The following is a 15,905-nucleotide window of genomic DNA, read 5'->3' as shown; positions in this document are numbered from 1 at the left end:
GGGGGCATTCTTATGTATGTTCATATTGGAGATACCATTTCCGTGCCCATAGAATCCATTATTACGATGGTGCATGCCAAGGGCGGAAAGTCCCATAAAAGTCCTATTCATCACTATGAAACGCTAGAATATATTGCCATGGTGCCAGAGGAGCAAATCAAGACATATGTGGTCACAGATGACTGTGTGTATGGATCTGGTATCAGTATTAAGACTTTAATGAGACGGATTGACGAGTTTTATAGTATAATAAAGAGATAAAGTTTAATCCTGTACATGTTTTGTCAATTTATTTCAATCAAGTGCAGTATGATAGATTGTTAGGAGGAGTTTGTTTCATGCCTGAACAAAATTATGGCGCTCAGAATATTCAGGTTCTTGAGGGTCTAGACGCGGTGCGTAAACGCCCAGGGATGTATATTGGTAGTACGTCTGCTCGTGGTTTGCATCACCTCGTATATGAAGTTGTAGATAACTCTGTGGACGAAGCGCTTGCTGGTTATGCTACACATATCGAAGTATCCATCAATCCAGATAATAGTGTTACCGTTGTCGATGATGGTCGTGGTATTCCAACAGGGATGCATGAATCCGGTATGTCTGCGGTAGAGCTAGTATTAACGAAATTGCATGCCGGTGGCAAATTCGGCGGCGGTGGCTACAAGGTATCTGGTGGTCTTCACGGCGTAGGTATTTCCGTAGTCAATGCATTGAGTGAATGGACTAAGGTTCAAGTATCTCAAAATGGTATTGTTCAAGAAATTTCCTTTGCTCGTGGTCATAAAACTTCCGAGTTGCACGAAATTGGCAAGGCCGAAGGCACTGGTACTACAGTTATTTTCAAGCCAGATGCAGAAATCTTTGAAACTACCGTATTTAGCTTTGATACATTGAAAATGCGTTTACAAGAATTGGCATTCCTTAACAAAGGCCTTCGCATTACATTGAGCGATTTGCGCTTAGAGGAACCTCGTGTTGAAAGCTTCCACTATGAAGGTGGTTTGGTTTCTTTCATTACCTTCTTGAACGAAAATAAAGAAGCAATTAATCCAACTGTTATCAACATTGAAAATACAAAAGACGATGTTGTGGTAGATGTGGCATTGCAATATAACGATAGCTATAGCGAAAATTTATTGTCCTTCGTAAATAATATCAATACGATTGACGGTGGTACACATCTATCGGGTTTTCGTGCTGCTTTGACTCGTACCCTCAATGATTATGGCCGTAAATCTGGTTTGATCAAGGAAAATGAGTCCAATCTTTCTGGTGAAGACGTACGTGAAGGTTTAACAGCTGTCGTATCTGTAAAAGTGTTGGAACCTCAATTTGAAGGCCAAACAAAAACTAAACTTGGCAATAGCGAAGTTAAAGGTATTACAGATGTTATCGTTACAGAAGGTCTTAAAACATTCTTCGAAGAACATCCTCAAGATGCGAAGAAGATCATCGAAAAAGCAACGATGGCAAGCCGTGCTCGTGAGGCTGCTCGTAAAGCCCGCGACTTAACACGCCGTAAAAATGCGTTGGAAGTATCTAGCCTTCCTGGTAAATTGGCGGACTGCTCCGAAAAAGATACATCTATGACTGAAATTTATCTTGTGGAAGGTGATTCTGCGGGTGGTTCTGCAAAACAAGGTCGCGATCGTCGTTACCAAGCAATTTTGCCATTGCGTGGTAAAATACTTAACGTAGAAAAAGCACGCCTCGATAAGATTTTGGCTAATAACGAAATTCGCTCCATGATTACCGCTTTTGGTACAGGTATTGGCGATGAATTCGATATTACAAAATCCCGTTACAATAAGATTATCATTATGACAGATGCGGACGTTGACGGTGCTCACATTCGTACCTTGTTATTAACATTCTTTTACCGCTATATGAAACCATTGGTAGAGGAAGGTCATATCTATATTGCTCAACCACCTTTGTATCAAATCAAGAAGGGTAAATCTCACTGGTATGTATACTCTGATGCAGAGTTGACTGCTAAACTTGATGAAGTAGGCCGCGATGGTACTACAATCCAACGTTACAAAGGTTTAGGTGAAATGAATCCTGAACAATTATGGGAAACTACAATGAACCCTGATAATCGTACGATTTTACAAGTTAGCTTAGAAGATTCTATCGAAGCTGACAAAATCTTTACAGTCCTCATGGGTGATAAGGTAGAGCCTCGTCGTAAATTTATTGAAGATAACGCAAAATACGTGCGTAATCTAGATTTGTAAGAGGTGACCCATGTCTGAAAATCATAATAGTAACGTAGAGTTTACGTCTAACAAAGATCAACACCTAAAACGGTCCCTAAAAGCTCGTCATATGAATATGATTGCTTTAGGTGGTGCTATCGGTACAGGTTTATTCGTTGCCGGTGGTGAAGTCGTAAGTACAGCTGGCCCTGGTGGTGCTCTTGTAGCTTATGGCCTCATCGGTATCATGGTTTATTTTCTCATGACATCTCTTGGGGAAATGGCTACATACTTGCCAATTCCAGGTTCCTTCGGGACTTATGCAAAACGCTATGTAGATCCTGCTTTTGGTTTTGCCTTAGGTTGGAATTACTGGTTTAACTGGGCTATTACCTTGGCTGCTGAAGTATTAGCAGGGGCGCTTATCATGAAATATTGGTTCCCTGATGTACCTGCCATAGTATGGTCTGCTCTGTTTTTGTTTATTTTATTCGGCTTGAACTATTTATCTACTCGTTTCTTTGGTGAAAGTGAATATGTGTTCTCTAGCATCAAGGTAATTACCGTATTCGTATTCTTATTCTGTGGCTTCATGCTCATCTTTGGCATTGGTGGCACATCTCCAGGATTTGCGAACTGGACCGTAGGAGAGGCTCCATTTGTAGGTGGCTGGGAATCTATTCTGGCTATCTTTATGGTAGCAGGATTTTCCTTCCAAGGTACTGAGCTAATCGGTGTAGCCGCTGGTGAAGCGGAAGACCCTGAAAAGAACGTGCCAAAAGCGATTAATACAATCTTCTGGCGTATTCTATTATTCTATATCGGTGCTTTCACGGTTATCGGTTTCTTGATTCCATACACAGATCCAAATTTGTTGAACTCTAGTGTAGAGAACGTATCTATTTCTCCATTTACACTCGTATTTGACCGCTTTGGTTTTGCCTTTGCTGCTAGCTTTATCAATGCTATCATCTTAACGGCTGTATTGAGTGCTGGTAACTCTGGTCTATACTCTTCTACGCGTATGCTGTACGCACTCGCTAAGGAAGGTCAAGCACCTCAAATTTTTGCTAAGTTAAATAAACGTGGCGTTCCAGTGCCTGCGTTAATCTTAACGACAGCAATCGGTTTATTTGCATTCCTTACGAGCTTTATTGGCGAAGGTACAGCTTATACATGGATTGTTAATATTTCTGGTCTATGCGGTTTCATCGCATGGGTTGGTATCGCAGTATCTCACTATCGTTTCCGCCGTGCTTTCATTGCACAAGGCAGAGATCTTAGTGAATTGCCATACAAAGCGTGGTTATTCCCAGTTGGCCCAATCTTGGCGTTTATTCTTTGCGTCATCATCATCTGTGGTCAAAACTACTCCGCTTTCACAGGTGATACCATCGACTGGTACGGCGTATCCGTTGCCTACATTGGCTTACCAATCTTCTTCGCAGTTTACTTTGGTTACAAATACATCAACAAAACTAAAGTTGTGCCGTTGAAAGAAGTTAACCTTGATCGTGACTTCGATAGATAACATAAAATTAGACCTGTTCATTATGAAAGTAGTGAGCAGGTCTTTTTCTTATTTATGATATGTATTTTTACGATATGTAATATGTATTTTTTTGATGTATAATATGTAATTGTTTTATGTGAAAGCTATATTTATATTTGTTTTTCTCTAAAAGTCTTGTTATAATAAATCAAAATATATTGTAGTCAATTAGAAAGGATACAATTATGATTATTACAACAACTATGCATATTGAAAATAAACCTGTACAAGAGTACAAAGGTATTGTATTTGGTGAAGTCGTAGAAGGACGTAACTTTGTGAAAGATTTCATGTCTGGTATTCGAGACATTGTTGGTGGTCGTAGTGGCAGCTATGAAGATTCTTTGATGAATGCGCGCAAAGCAGCTCTCGACGAAATGTCTCAACGAGCTTCTAAATTGGGTGCTAATGCTATTATTGGCGTATCCTTTCAATACAGCACAGTAGGTGCACAAAATGGCATGCTTATGATTACATGCAATGGTACAGCTGTAGTAGTTTAATAATAAATAATATAAATCCCCTAATCGATGTTTAAGTGTAAACTTTCACAATGATTAGGGGATTTTTACTAAGGAAATGAAGTTACTAGCTAATGCTAGATTTTATGATGTTACGTAAATACTAGATATTTCGTTAGAAAAATATTATATATTTTATTAGCTAAATATTAGTTATTTTACCTTATACCAGCTTGCATACATGACAGGTAATACGATAAGTGTTAGAACTGTTGCCACTAGTAAGCCGCCGCTAAAGGCGATAGCTAATGGGCTCCAGAATACAGATCCCATGAGCGGAATCATGCCTAAAATCGCTGCGATAGCGGTGAGCATGATAGGGCGGAAACGAAGTGTAGCAGAGTTGATAATCGATTCACGAGGTTTTTGTCCTTCTGCCTTGTGAATTTCGATTTGGTCTAACAAGATAATGGAGTTACGGATGATCATACCCGAGAGGGCGATAATCCCTAGAATAGCCATAAAGCCTAATGGTGTTCTCGTAATATTGAGTGCTAATACAACACCGATTAGTCCCAATGGAGCCGTGAGTAGAGCCATTATCATGAGGGCGATACGCTTTAATTGGAACATGAGGATGGTCATGATTACAAAGAGCATAATCGGCATTGGTGTTAATAGCTTTTGAACGGCTGTTTCGCTCTTTTCAGCGGCGCCGTCTAGGTCAATAGAATAGCCTGTAGGCAAGGAATTGCGAATGTCTTGTAAGGATTTGTAAATCTCTTTCGTTTTCGCATTACCAAATATACCTGTTTTTACATTGGCATGCACACTAATGGTTGGCATCATATTGCGATGCCAAATAATACCATCCTCTTGTGTCATGGCAATGGTTGCAATTTGGCTTAGTGGTACATAGGATCCATTTCCTGTTTGAATTGGCAAGGATGAAAGAGCACTTAAGTTATGTTGCTCGTTGTCACCTAAACGGAAGGTAACAGGAATGGTTTGGTTCCCTTCGTAGTATTCACCAGATTTAGTACCAGACAATAGACTTTGCAAGTGCAAGGATACAGCATAGCTATCGATGCCGAGTAAACGTGCCTTGTTTGGATCGATGTGAATATTGGCTACAGGTTCTGTATCTGGCCAGTCAAAAGCGATATTTTGTAAGTCTTTATCGTCTTGCATTTTAGCTTTTACTTGATTTGCAATTTCTTTTACCACCTTTTGATCAGGGCCAGCAACGCGAAGCATGACTGGATATTTAGATGGTGGACCGATTTGTAAGAATTGCGTATTTACAAGGGCTGATGGGAATTGCTCGTTTAAATAAGGAGTCAATTCAGCATAAAGTTTATCGCGATCCTCTAAGGATTTTGTAACAATTACATATTGCAAGAAGTTGTTCCGTTGCAATTCCGGTTCCAAGGTGAGGACAAAACGTGGAGAACCTTGCCCAATGTAGGAGGTGAAGGTTGCAATGCGTTCGTCATCTTTCAAATGTTCATCGATGAGTTTTGCTTGGTTAGCAGTATACTCGATGGACGAGCTTTGAGGAAATTGCATGGATATAATGATTTCATTACGCGTTGATGATGGGAAAAATTCCTGTTTGATCAATGGTAGTGAAAGCAAGGATAAAACGAAGGCACCTAGGGTGGCCAGTAGGACTACCTTGTGATGTCCTAGAGCCCAATGTAATAGTTTTTCAAACTTATCATAGAAGGTTACATTGAGCTTGTGCATGATACGGTCTCGTTTAGTCCATTCCGATTCTGGTTTTGGAGCCTTGTTTTCAATGATTTTATAACCCAATACAGGGCTGACGAGAACAGAGGCAAACCAAGATAGAATAAGTGCCATAAATACAACGATAGATAGGGATTTTGTAAACTCTGCTACCATACCTTGTGCCAATGCTAATGGCAAGAAACCTGCACAGGTAATGAGCGTACCCGATAGCATTGGGAATGCTGTAGATTGGTAAGCAAAGGTAGCCGATTTAAAGTGGCCCCACCCTTCTTCGAGCTTAACGCTCATCATTTCTACAACGATGATGGCATCGTCTACAAGGAGGCCTAAAGCTAGAATTAAGGCACCTAAGCTAACCTTATGTAGATAGATGCCGCTTTCATACATCAAGATGAACGTCGTAGACACAACGACTGGAATGGTGAGGGCTACAACGATACCGGTTCGTAAGCCGAGAGATGCAAAGCTTACGAGCAATACGATGGCGATGGCTTCAAATAAGGATTGAGAGAAATCGCCGATGGATTCTTTAACGATATGCGGTTGATTCGATACTTGATTGAGTTCGAGACCGGCAGGAATCGTTTTCTGTAATTCCTCGAGTTTTTTGTCGATGGCTTCGCCGAATTCGATATTATTAGCCCCTGCATCCATAGAGATAGCGATGCCAATGGCTGGCTTACCTTTGTAATAAAACTGTGGATCGCTAGGGTCTTGGTAGGTCATGGTTACATCAGCCATGTCACCGAGGCGCAAGGTTTGGTTATTGATGCGGATTGGCATATCTCGCACCGCTTGAGGGCTATCGAATAGGCCGTTGACGCGGAGATATACATTGTTTGTATCTGTTGTAATCACACCAGCTGGAACCATCATACTTTGCTGTTTAAGCGCTGTTAACAGCTGTTGTGTACTGACTTTATAGGATGCGAGTTTATCCTTGTTTATGGTTACATTGAGGGTTTGCTGTTGAACCCCAATGAGGCTGATTTTCTTAACATTAGGAACAGATAAAAGCTGACGTTTTAAGTCTTCTGCTTGTTGTCGTTTTTCTTCGTACGAATATTCATCACCACTGATGGCATAGATAATACCATATACGTCATCGAACCTGTCGTTGATGGTCGGTCCTTGAACGCCTGCAGGCAATGATTTCCATTCGTCGTTGATCATATTCCGCGCTTCTTCCCAAGCGGGACGAATCTTATCGGATGGCAAATCCTCTCTTAAATTGATATAAATAACGGATTTGCTGCCATCTGTGAAAGATTTTGTATAATCTACACCAGGAAGATCGCGTAGTTTTTCTTCGAGTTTGTCCGTTACCTGATCCGACATTTCTTGTGGAGAAGCCCCCGGCCAAGCAACACCGACCACCATGGTGCGCATCGTAAAATCAGGATCTTCCATGCGTCCCATATGGGTGAATGAGAAGATACCGAAGGTGAGGAGCACAGCCATGAAGTAGTAGATAATGGACTTGTGTTTAAGAGCCCATTCGGCTAAGTTAAATTGTTTCATTGACTAACCGCCGTCCCTTCTTGTAATTGTTGGGTACCTGCGGTGATGACAATGTCACCTTTAGCTAAACCAGATGTGACGATGACGGAGTTCTTACCAAACTCACCAGTCTTGATAGGCACGAGATGAGCCTTTTTATCACGGATAATATAAACCGCATTATTACCGTTAGAGTCTTTCACAAGAGCCGTCAACGGAATAGAAATGTTGGTACTATCTGTGGTAGATAGATTAGCATTGACCGTCATGCCTAGTTGTACCTCTTTAGGCGCATTTTGTAAGGTAATTTTTACGGTATACGTTCTGGCTACAGGGTCAGGAACTGGTGAAATTTCACGCACTACACCTTGTACGGTTACATCTGGTAAGGCCCAGAAGGTAATAGTAGCAGGGCTTCCTACATGAATTTTACTCAACTCTTGTTCGGGAAGGGCAATGACTGCTTCTGGATCGTGACCAGCCGCTAAGGTACCAACGCTTTGACCGGCTGCTACGACTTGTCCTGCTTCAATATTGAAAGCGGTAATAATACCTGTATCAGGGGCCGTCAAATTAGTATAGCTATTTTGATTACTGCTCAAATTAAGGCTTGCTTGCGCTTGTTGTAATTGAGCAGATGTGGCGTTCAATTGGTTTTCAGCTTGGTCTAATTGCAATTTACTAATCGCTTGTTGTGCATAGAGCTCGCGGTATCGTTTAGCATTGGTTTCTGCCAATTCGTAGGCCGATTGAGCAGCTTTCACAGCACCTTCAGCATTTTGCACCTGAGCTGATGTATCGGAACCATTGATTTGAGCAATGACTTGGCCTGCTTGAACGGTATCACCTACATTTACAAATTTGTTGATGACACGCCCTCCAATTTGAAAGGCTAAGTTTGTTTCTGTTTTATTATGAATGGTGCCTGCATAGCCAGCATCAGTAGTTCCAGACTCTTCACCTATAGTGATGGTACGCACCTTGAGACTTGTATCTTCAGGGGGCTTTTCTGATCCACAACCACTTATGATGGCGGTCCCTATTAATAGGGCTCCTATGGTTGCTATGATTCGTTGATTCATAGAATCTCTCCTTTGACTATCGCATATAAGCCCTATGACACAGAACTACACATAGGTAGTAATCATAGGACTCTATATGTATATTAGAAAACTCTAATTTCTAATTATATATTTTATAGAAAAAACTAATTATATATTTTATACAATTTAATAATACTATATTTATATTGAAAGTTCTAGCCTTTATGCAGAAAATTAAAGAATTATATACTTAATTTATATAATTGATGATAATTTTTAATGATAATTTTTAAAAGTAATCTATATTTTGCTAGTATTTGTATTACTTATATTATGAATACAAAATTGTAGCAAAAAAAGTGAGTTCTCTATTGATTGAGCTGTATCCAAAAATATGTCCAATTTTTGGGGTACAGTTCATAGTAAGAGAACTCACTTCTTTAGCTTTTGTCTATATAATTTGAACTTTATTTTTCTTCTTCTTGTTCTACAATAGGTTCTTCATAGGTTACAAGGATTTTATCGATACGAGTATGATCCATATCGATGACTTCAAAGGTATAGCCGTTCCATTTTGCCTTGTCTAATTCTTTTGGAATACGACCGAAGAGGACGTTTAAGAGGCCGCCCATAGTTTTGTACAAGTCGTCTTCTTCGCCTGGCAATTCTTGATCGATGTGGAAGAATTCTTTAAATTCATCTACGTTGAGAAGGCCATCTACAAGCCACGCTCCATCGCGTTCGATGATCTTGTTTTCTTCTTCCTTGATTTCTTCTTCACCGGAAGGCATAAGGCCTACGATTTCCTCCATGATATCATGCAAGGTGACAAGGCCTGTAAAACCACCATATTCGTCGAGGATAATTGCTTCATGAACGCCTTCTGTACGTAGGACGTTCAATAATTTCATGAGTGAAATGGATTCAGGAACGAGAACAGGTTCTTTCAAACAAGCTTTGATGATATCGTGAATAGAACTTTCACTAGGACGTTGCATAATTTGAACTAATACGTCGGATACGGTAACGAGACCCTTTAATTCATCTAAGGAATCGGTACCTACAGGAATGCGGTAATGGTTGGCATTCTTGAGAACCTCCATGATTTCGTCTTCCATACCGTTAAGATCAATCCATTTGAGCTGTGTACGAGGCGTCATGATATCACCTGCGTTCATATCTGCGAGATGGAAGATATTTTCTACGAGGATAGGTTCTTCCTCTTCATAAGCACCCATGGCAACGCCTTCGGTAAGCATTTTATTAATTTCAGACTCTGTAACAGGGGCTTCTTCTTTTACGGTAACGCCTAGAATTTTTAAAAGAAATTCTGTGGAAACGCCGAGGAAGCTAACGATTGGTTTTAACGCTACAGATAGCCAGTAAATTGGTTTTGCTACTACAACGGCAATGCTTTCAGGGCTATTTAAGGCCAAGCGTTTAGGCACGAGTTCGCCGATAACGAGGGATAAATAGGTAATGATAGCAACGATAATGAAGGAGCTCACAGAGGCTGCGTAGGGTTCGATGCTTGGAATATTTGATACTAAAATTTCTTCTAATGGACCAGAGAAGGTGGCACCAGAATACAAACCAGTTAAAATACCTACGAGGGTGATGCCGATTTGAATGGTAGAGAACATTTCATTTGGGTGCTCTGCCAATTCAAAGGCCTTTTTCGCGCGTTCATTGCCTGCTTCAGCTAATTCTTCAAGCTTACGTTTTTTAGCGTTTACGATGGCTAACTCCGTCATAGAGAATAAACCATTCGCGATAATTAATACGATGATAATTATAAAATCTAAGGTCAGATCACTGTCCATGTAAGTAGATACTCCTTTTTAATGACATATAATTCTGCACATGAGAATAATAGAAATATTACTCCTAGTATACCATATCGACATTAATAAGTGTTTCATATAACAAAAGCACCCGATTGTGGATATTTTTGTTATATACTATAGGTGTTACTGAACTAGTAAATAGTGCCCTAATAAGGGTATAGTATGTATAGAAATTAAGATTAGTATTAAATATTAGGTCATATATTTTGGCCTCATAATAGGATTATATAGATGGCAACAGAGCAAGAGTGGGAAAGTGTATTACAAATTAAAACCTCTGGTCGCGATGATAGTCGTTCCGATACGGAGCATCATCCGTACGAGCCGACAGATTATTGCGTGCTGGAGCGCTTGGCAAATAGCGGTCATATTCGCAAGAAAAATACGCTCATCGATTATGGCAGTGGCAAGGGCCGAGTGAGTATTTTTATGGCTTACCAAACGGGCTGCCATTCCATAGGCATCGAATATGATGAACGGCTCTATGAAAAGGCTTTAATCAATGGTGAAAGCCCTGCTGCTCGCAATCGTGTAAGCTTTGTACTAGGTGATGCGGCGCTGTATAAATTGCCAGATCAGTCTGATCGATGCTTTTTCTTTAATCCCTTTGCACTCCATACGATTAAGCGGGTATTAGGAAATATCTTTGATTCGCTATATCATAATCCTCGGGAGATTAAGTTATTTTTCTACTATGTTAATGAAGAGGTGGAGAACTTTTTAAATAACCATGTGCGCTTGGAACAAGAGGAACCTATTGATTGTAGTGACCTCTTTGAAGCCAGTGATGCAAAGGAACGAATTCTCGTCTATTCAGTTAACTTGTTTTAGTGCAGTAATTTAAGACTTTTATAATGAAATAATTTAAGACCTTTAAAGACATTTATGTAACAATTAGATATGTTTTGATGTAACAGTTAATTAAATAACCTCGGTTTGAATAGTGTTTTAGTAGTATGAAATGCATACTATTAGGAACGTATTTAAATTGAGGTTTTATTCTATTTTTAAGGAACTTTTACACATATTATTAAGGAAAAAGCAGATAAATTCTGCTATAATAATATATTAGAGATTATAAAATCAATTCATTTTTATGATTCTATACATTGATTCGTATACGCTAATGTAGCGGGTAGGACTGAGTGTATTGAATACAGGAGGTGCATATGGAACTCATCGATACAATGTTGATTGAACGCATTCGTAAAGCGTTAATTAAACGATATGACCGAGATCAACAGATTCAACAAATGATTGAAGAAATTGGTGCAGAGGAAGGTCTTAATGAGACCGAATTATCTATCGTTTACCAAGCTTATTTAGAGGTAAAAGAACGGGTGTACTATACATCTTCTCTCGTTGATTTGTGGAATCAAATTGAAGATGTTCAAAAACGTATGTCCTTATTGCATTCTTACGAATCTTTAGAAGAAGATTTATTTGGTGATGTGTTAGGCGACGATAAGGAAGATATCGTCATTTCTAATACATCTGAACTTGGCAAGGGCGCTAGTTATAATGATGATGCATATGCTATGGAACAGGTACAATTATCTGATGTTCCTGTGCATCATGATTCTACGGTGGGCATGAACCATATTAAATTAAACGAATTAAAATCTATAGGCGGCCTCTTTACTGGTTTTGGTGAAAGCTCCGGTAAGGAAATGGCAGATTTTGAAGATACTGCGATTGAGCACCTTGATGTAAAACCTTTAGAAGGCGTTGAAAGCTTAGCAATTCATCATTTAGATGAAGATGAAGCGTTAGATGTAGATGGTCTTGATGAATTATCGAAACATAAGAAATCAGAGGAAGCTAAAGTGGATGATGAGGATATGTCCTCTATCGATCCATACACGGCGGTGAATGCTTTATTATTTGGTAAAGCTGGTTTAGAGTCCGATAAAACAAATAAGAAGATGGAGAAGCTTCTTAAAAAGAAATTGAAACGCGTTGACGATGAATGGGCGCGTATCAACGGTTCTGAAGATAAGAAAACTAAGGGCGATAAAAAATCCAAGGAAGACAAAACATCTAAAGAGGATAAGAAATCCAAAGAAGACAAAAAGTCCAAAGGCGAGAAAAAATCTAAGAAAGATAAAAAGTCTAAAGAAGATAAAAAAGAGAAAAAACATAAGAAGTCTAAGGAAGAAAAACGTTCTAAAGATGAAGAAAAGTTAAAGAAAAAGAAAGACAAGGCTGAAAAGAAGCTTAAAGTTTTAAATGATAAGTTAAAAACAGTCTTTTTAGCTGATACTTTCAAGAAAAAAGATAAGAAGAAAGACAAGAAAAAGGATAAAAAATCCAAAAAGGATGAATCCGCAAAAAAGCAGAATCGATAGCTTCCGTATGGAATAGTAAGGCCTCTGAAAAGATGGTCAAGGAGAGTGCTAGTGCAAAGAAATCAGCAGGTGCTGAGACTATCGACCGTGGATGCGGTAAATGCAAACGATGTAAAGGTCCTAAATGTAAGAAATATCCAAAATAATTGATAGTTATGTAATTAGTAGAATATTACGTAACATATTACGTAGGATATATATGTAGTATATCTAGTTTATGATGTTTTATTACTCATTTAGGCAGTATAGTTATGTAGTTTTGTTACGTTTGTAACAATATAGTTGGATTATGTGATATACCAATTAGGTTATAAGATTCAACAGTTAGGGGTTAATGATGAACCGATGGCAGCGATTATTTGAAGGCATACGAACAGAGATTAAGGTATTTATCTTTTTCTCTGCTTTGTTGACTGCATTTAGAATCGTGTTTCTTGCAGTATTTCAATCACAACTGGCTTCCGTGACGATGGAGAATATCCTCACGTCCTTATGGCTAGGATTTAGATTGAGTCTCAAGACCGTCGGTTCTTTGTGTTTATTGGGATTTTTAGGGGGGACGTTGGTACATACCTTTGTGCCAAAATGGCCGTCCTTGCGCATTAAACAGGTCCTCTACTCCATTGCGACTGTACTGTTGACCTTCTTGTTTTTGGGGCGCATTCCGTTCTATAAAATTTTCAATTCCTCCTACAATGCGATGCTCATCAACGGTAAAAACGATGATATCGGCGCCATTGTAAATACCGCTATCAATGAATATAATGCCCTCATGTACATTATTGGGGCCGTTGTATTGAGTGGAGCTCTTTGCTGGTTCCTAGTTCGTTTTTTAGCGTGGAACACGAAGAAATATAGTGACTACGCTGTTGACCTAAGGAATGGTGATGATGCGGATAATGTAAGAAATAGTGATTCTGCAGATAATCGACGACTTTGTACTACTTGGTATCCTAAGACGAAGAAAACACAATGGATGACGGGCATTGCATTGACTGTCGTTATCGGTGTACTAGGTCTATTCTTTAGATTTGGCGGTGCTTTCAGCTATACAAATTCTATCAACTGGGAAAGTGCAGCCCGTCTTAGTTCAAATCTGTTAAACGAAAATATCCTCGACGATGTACAAGCGCTCTATCGTGTTAAAAGCATTGCAAAACGGACGGCTGAGCTTGAGGTTATTAACTTAACGCCTCAAGAGTTAAATGAAAAAATAACTGCCGTTGGTGGTAAGTTTAACGGTATAAATTTTGACGGTTCTTTCACGAGAACCATTACGACACAACGATTAGCGGATCAACCGCAGTCTATAAACCTTGTTCTTGGAGAATCCTATGGCTTGTGGCCGTTCCTTGCTGAATATAACGATCCTGGTGCGTACCTAGTTGAGCAAGGTCGTAAATACGCTGCCAGCCCTCATGCGATGAGCACGCAGCTAGCCCTTGCCCAAGGCACAGGCACGATGCCAGCCATCAATGGTTTGTTGACGGGTATGCCTGATACAGGGCTATATCCTAACTATGAAGGTGAAAGTTTCAAAGAACCTTACGGTTTAGGCATTGGTCCTGTTATGAAAAAACTAGGCTACAAGACTGTATTCTGGTATGGTGGCTTTAGCACATGGCAAAATGTTAAAAACTTTGTTTTATCTCAAGGTTTCGATGAATTCCACGATGCCTCTGAAATGCCAAGCGAAGACGGCAATGCTTGGGGCGTAGGCGATAAAGACTTGTTTAAAGCTATTTCTGCCTACATGGATCAGCATAGAGGGGAAAAAATCCTCAATGTGATTATGACCACCTCTAATCATCCACCGTATAGCATCAATGTGGCTAAGGAAGGCTACGATGTGAATAAGGTAAAAGGGCATTTGCCAGATTCTATCGAAGAAAACGATAAGCAATTGAACGAAATGGGCCATATTTGGTACGCAGACCACGTAATGGGTGATTTTATCGCTCGCGAAGAAACAGCAGATCCGTCTGCACTGTTCGTCATTACAGGTGACCATAGCGAACGCTTTAACTTTGCTCGTGAAGTAGGTCCTAATGTGGCATCTACTATTCCTATTATTTTTTATGGTCGTGGTATTCATAAAGATTGGCTTGCACCTAATGCGTTCGGCATGAGCATTCAAATCATTCCAACCTTGGCGGAATTGGTAGGCCGACCTGGTCAAACCTATGAAGCGATGGTACCAAGCTTGTTTACACAAGAGGAATTTGTATTTAATCATAGACTATATCTTGATAAAAGTGGCAAAGTGTTAGAACAAAGTGCGAGCATGCCTCAATCCTATGGGGATATGATTAAAAACATGCGTGAACTTGCGGCATGGCGCATTAAACATGGGGATGTCATCAAATAAAGAAATATACATTTTTATCCATTAAATTTAATTGATTTGTAAGTTAAAGGATTATCTATGAGTACTGTGACGGCTATTATCTTAGCGCGCAATGAAGAACAACATATTGTAGATTGTATTAAGAGTATTCAATTTGCTGATGAAATTTTAGTCATCGATGATGGCAGTACAGATCAGACAGTATCACTTGCTACGGGATTGGGTGCAAAGGTTATACCACATCCCTTAAATGGAGATTGGTCACAACAACGACGGTTTGGTATTTTACAAGCCCAGAGTGAATGGATTCTATTTGTCGATTCTGATGAACGTGTATCACTAGAGTTAGCAAAGTCTATTCAACGAGCTATTCAAGGTGAACCGAAGGCGTATTGGTTACGCAGATATAATCTATTCCATTATAATCAGGCAACCCATGGTGTGGTGAGGCCTGATAAGGTATTACGATTGATGCCTCGAGAGGGAGCAACTGTGGAAGGGGCTGTTCACGAAGCTTTTATCAGTCCGTATCCACAAGATACATTAGAGGGAAAATTGTATCATTATACGTATGATAACTGGCATCAATTTTTTGAGAAGTTCAATAAGTATACGACGGTAGCAGCTAATAAATACAAGGCACAAGGGAAGTCTTGTAATTTTTTAGGGGATATTATATTGCGCCCTACATGGGCATTTTTCAAGATATATATTTTGCAAGGTGGCATATTAGACGGAAAAATAGGTTTTTTATTATCGATCTATCATATGATGTACACCATGACAAAGTATGTAAAATTGTATTATTTGAATAAATCTAATGGACAATTATAATCAGTAATGTAGTATAA

Annotated in this window: 11 protein-coding genes; 8 read left to right on the top strand and 3 right to left on the bottom strand. The window is 39.5% G+C overall.

The window, feature by feature from the left end; all coding sequences use genetic code 11:
* The first annotated feature begins 12 nt into the window (after positions 1-12).
* From HMPREF0873_RS04115 to HMPREF0873_RS04100, 4 genes are all read left to right on the top strand, one after another.
* Positions 13-261, top strand: coding sequence for a DUF370 domain-containing protein (locus HMPREF0873_RS04115; protein WP_004692940.1), 249 nt, complete (start codon positions 13-15; stop codon positions 259-261).
* A gap of 77 nt (positions 262-338) precedes the next feature.
* Positions 339-2,240: a DNA topoisomerase (ATP-hydrolyzing) subunit B gene (gyrB, locus tag HMPREF0873_RS04110; protein ID WP_038125606.1), complete on the top strand. Its 1,902-nt coding sequence runs from the start codon at positions 339-341 to the stop codon at positions 2,238-2,240.
* A 10-nt stretch (positions 2,241-2,250) separates the two neighbouring features.
* Positions 2,251-3,732, top strand: coding sequence for an amino acid permease (locus HMPREF0873_RS04105; RefSeq protein WP_008714530.1), 1,482 nt, complete (start codon positions 2,251-2,253; stop codon positions 3,730-3,732).
* Positions 3,733-3,938: 206 nt separating this feature from the next.
* Positions 3,939-4,256 carry a YbjQ family protein gene (locus HMPREF0873_RS04100; RefSeq protein WP_004692937.1) on the top strand — a complete coding sequence of 106 codons (318 nt, stop codon included), beginning with the start codon at positions 3,939-3,941 and terminating at the stop codon, positions 4,254-4,256.
* Positions 4,257-4,427: 171 nt separating this feature from the next.
* Here HMPREF0873_RS04100 and HMPREF0873_RS04095 read toward each other — a convergent pair whose 3' ends face one another.
* The 3 genes from HMPREF0873_RS04095 to HMPREF0873_RS04085 form a co-directional block, all read right to left on the bottom strand.
* Positions 4,428-7,490, bottom strand: a complete 3,063-nt coding sequence (locus HMPREF0873_RS04095; RefSeq protein ID WP_008714528.1) for an efflux RND transporter permease subunit — start codon at positions 7,488-7,490, stop codon at positions 4,428-4,430.
* Positions 7,487-8,551 (bottom strand): efflux RND transporter periplasmic adaptor subunit, encoded by a 1,065-nt coding sequence (locus HMPREF0873_RS04090; RefSeq protein ID WP_008714527.1) that lies wholly within the window; start codon positions 8,549-8,551, stop codon positions 7,487-7,489. Before HMPREF0873_RS04090 ends, HMPREF0873_RS04095 begins: the two co-directional genes overlap by 4 nt.
* 428 nt (positions 8,552-8,979) lie before the next feature.
* Positions 8,980-10,335 carry a hemolysin family protein gene (locus tag HMPREF0873_RS04085; RefSeq protein WP_038125604.1) on the bottom strand — a complete coding sequence of 452 codons (1,356 nt, stop codon included), beginning with the start codon at positions 10,333-10,335 and terminating at the stop codon, positions 8,980-8,982.
* A 255-nt stretch (positions 10,336-10,590) separates the two neighbouring features.
* On the opposite strand from HMPREF0873_RS04085, the gene HMPREF0873_RS04080 reads away from it, so the two are divergent.
* From HMPREF0873_RS04080 to HMPREF0873_RS04065, 4 genes are all read left to right on the top strand, one after another.
* Positions 10,591-11,190: a class I SAM-dependent methyltransferase gene (locus tag HMPREF0873_RS04080; protein ID WP_008714524.1), complete on the top strand. Its 600-nt coding sequence runs from the start codon at positions 10,591-10,593 to the stop codon at positions 11,188-11,190.
* Between the two features lie 338 nt (positions 11,191-11,528).
* Positions 11,529-12,707 carry a hypothetical protein gene (locus HMPREF0873_RS04075; RefSeq protein ID WP_038125602.1) on the top strand — a complete coding sequence of 393 codons (1,179 nt, stop codon included), beginning with the start codon at positions 11,529-11,531 and terminating at the stop codon, positions 12,705-12,707.
* 334 nt (positions 12,708-13,041) lie between these two features.
* A complete protein-coding gene (locus HMPREF0873_RS04070; protein WP_038125600.1) occupies positions 13,042-15,075 on the top strand; it encodes an LTA synthase family protein in 2,034 nt (677 codons plus the stop codon).
* 57 nt (positions 15,076-15,132) lie between these two features.
* Entirely contained in the window at positions 15,133-15,888 is a 756-nt protein-coding gene (locus HMPREF0873_RS04065; protein WP_008714518.1) for a glycosyltransferase family 2 protein, read from the top strand.
* Positions 15,889-15,905 lie beyond the last annotated feature (17 nt).

Origin of the sequence: Veillonella sp. 3_1_44 (genome assembly GCF_000163715.1) — a bacterium.
Taxonomy (GTDB): Bacteria; Bacillota; Negativicutes; order Veillonellales; family Veillonellaceae; genus Veillonella; species Veillonella parvula_A.
This window is presented reverse-complemented; position numbering and strand designations above follow the sequence as displayed.

Excerpts from the sequence above, each read along its gene's own strand:
- HMPREF0873_RS04065 (WP_008714518.1), top strand. The coding sequence starts at position 15,133 with ATGAGTACTGTGACGGCTATTATCTTAGCGCGCAATGAAGAACAACAT.
- gyrB (WP_038125606.1), top strand. The coding sequence starts at position 339 with ATGCCTGAACAAAATTATGGCGCTCAGAATATTCAGGTTCTTGAGGGT.
- HMPREF0873_RS04075 (WP_038125602.1), top strand. The coding sequence starts at position 11,529 with ATGGAACTCATCGATACAATGTTGATTGAACGCATTCGTAAAGCGTTA.
- HMPREF0873_RS04095 (WP_008714528.1), bottom strand. The coding sequence starts at position 7,490 with ATGAAACAATTTAACTTAGCCGAATGGGCTCTTAAACACAAGTCCATT.
- HMPREF0873_RS04100 (WP_004692937.1), top strand. The coding sequence starts at position 3,939 with ATGATTATTACAACAACTATGCATATTGAAAATAAACCTGTACAAGAG.
- HMPREF0873_RS04070 (WP_038125600.1), top strand. The coding sequence starts at position 13,042 with ATGATGAACCGATGGCAGCGATTATTTGAAGGCATACGAACAGAGATT.
- HMPREF0873_RS04085 (WP_038125604.1), bottom strand. The coding sequence starts at position 10,335 with ATGGACAGTGATCTGACCTTAGATTTTATAATTATCATCGTATTAATT.
- HMPREF0873_RS04105 (WP_008714530.1), top strand. The coding sequence starts at position 2,251 with ATGTCTGAAAATCATAATAGTAACGTAGAGTTTACGTCTAACAAAGAT.
- HMPREF0873_RS04080 (WP_008714524.1), top strand. The coding sequence starts at position 10,591 with ATGGCAACAGAGCAAGAGTGGGAAAGTGTATTACAAATTAAAACCTCT.
- HMPREF0873_RS04115 (WP_004692940.1), top strand. The coding sequence starts at position 13 with ATGTATGTTCATATTGGAGATACCATTTCCGTGCCCATAGAATCCATT.
- HMPREF0873_RS04090 (WP_008714527.1), bottom strand. The coding sequence starts at position 8,551 with ATGAATCAACGAATCATAGCAACCATAGGAGCCCTATTAATAGGGACC.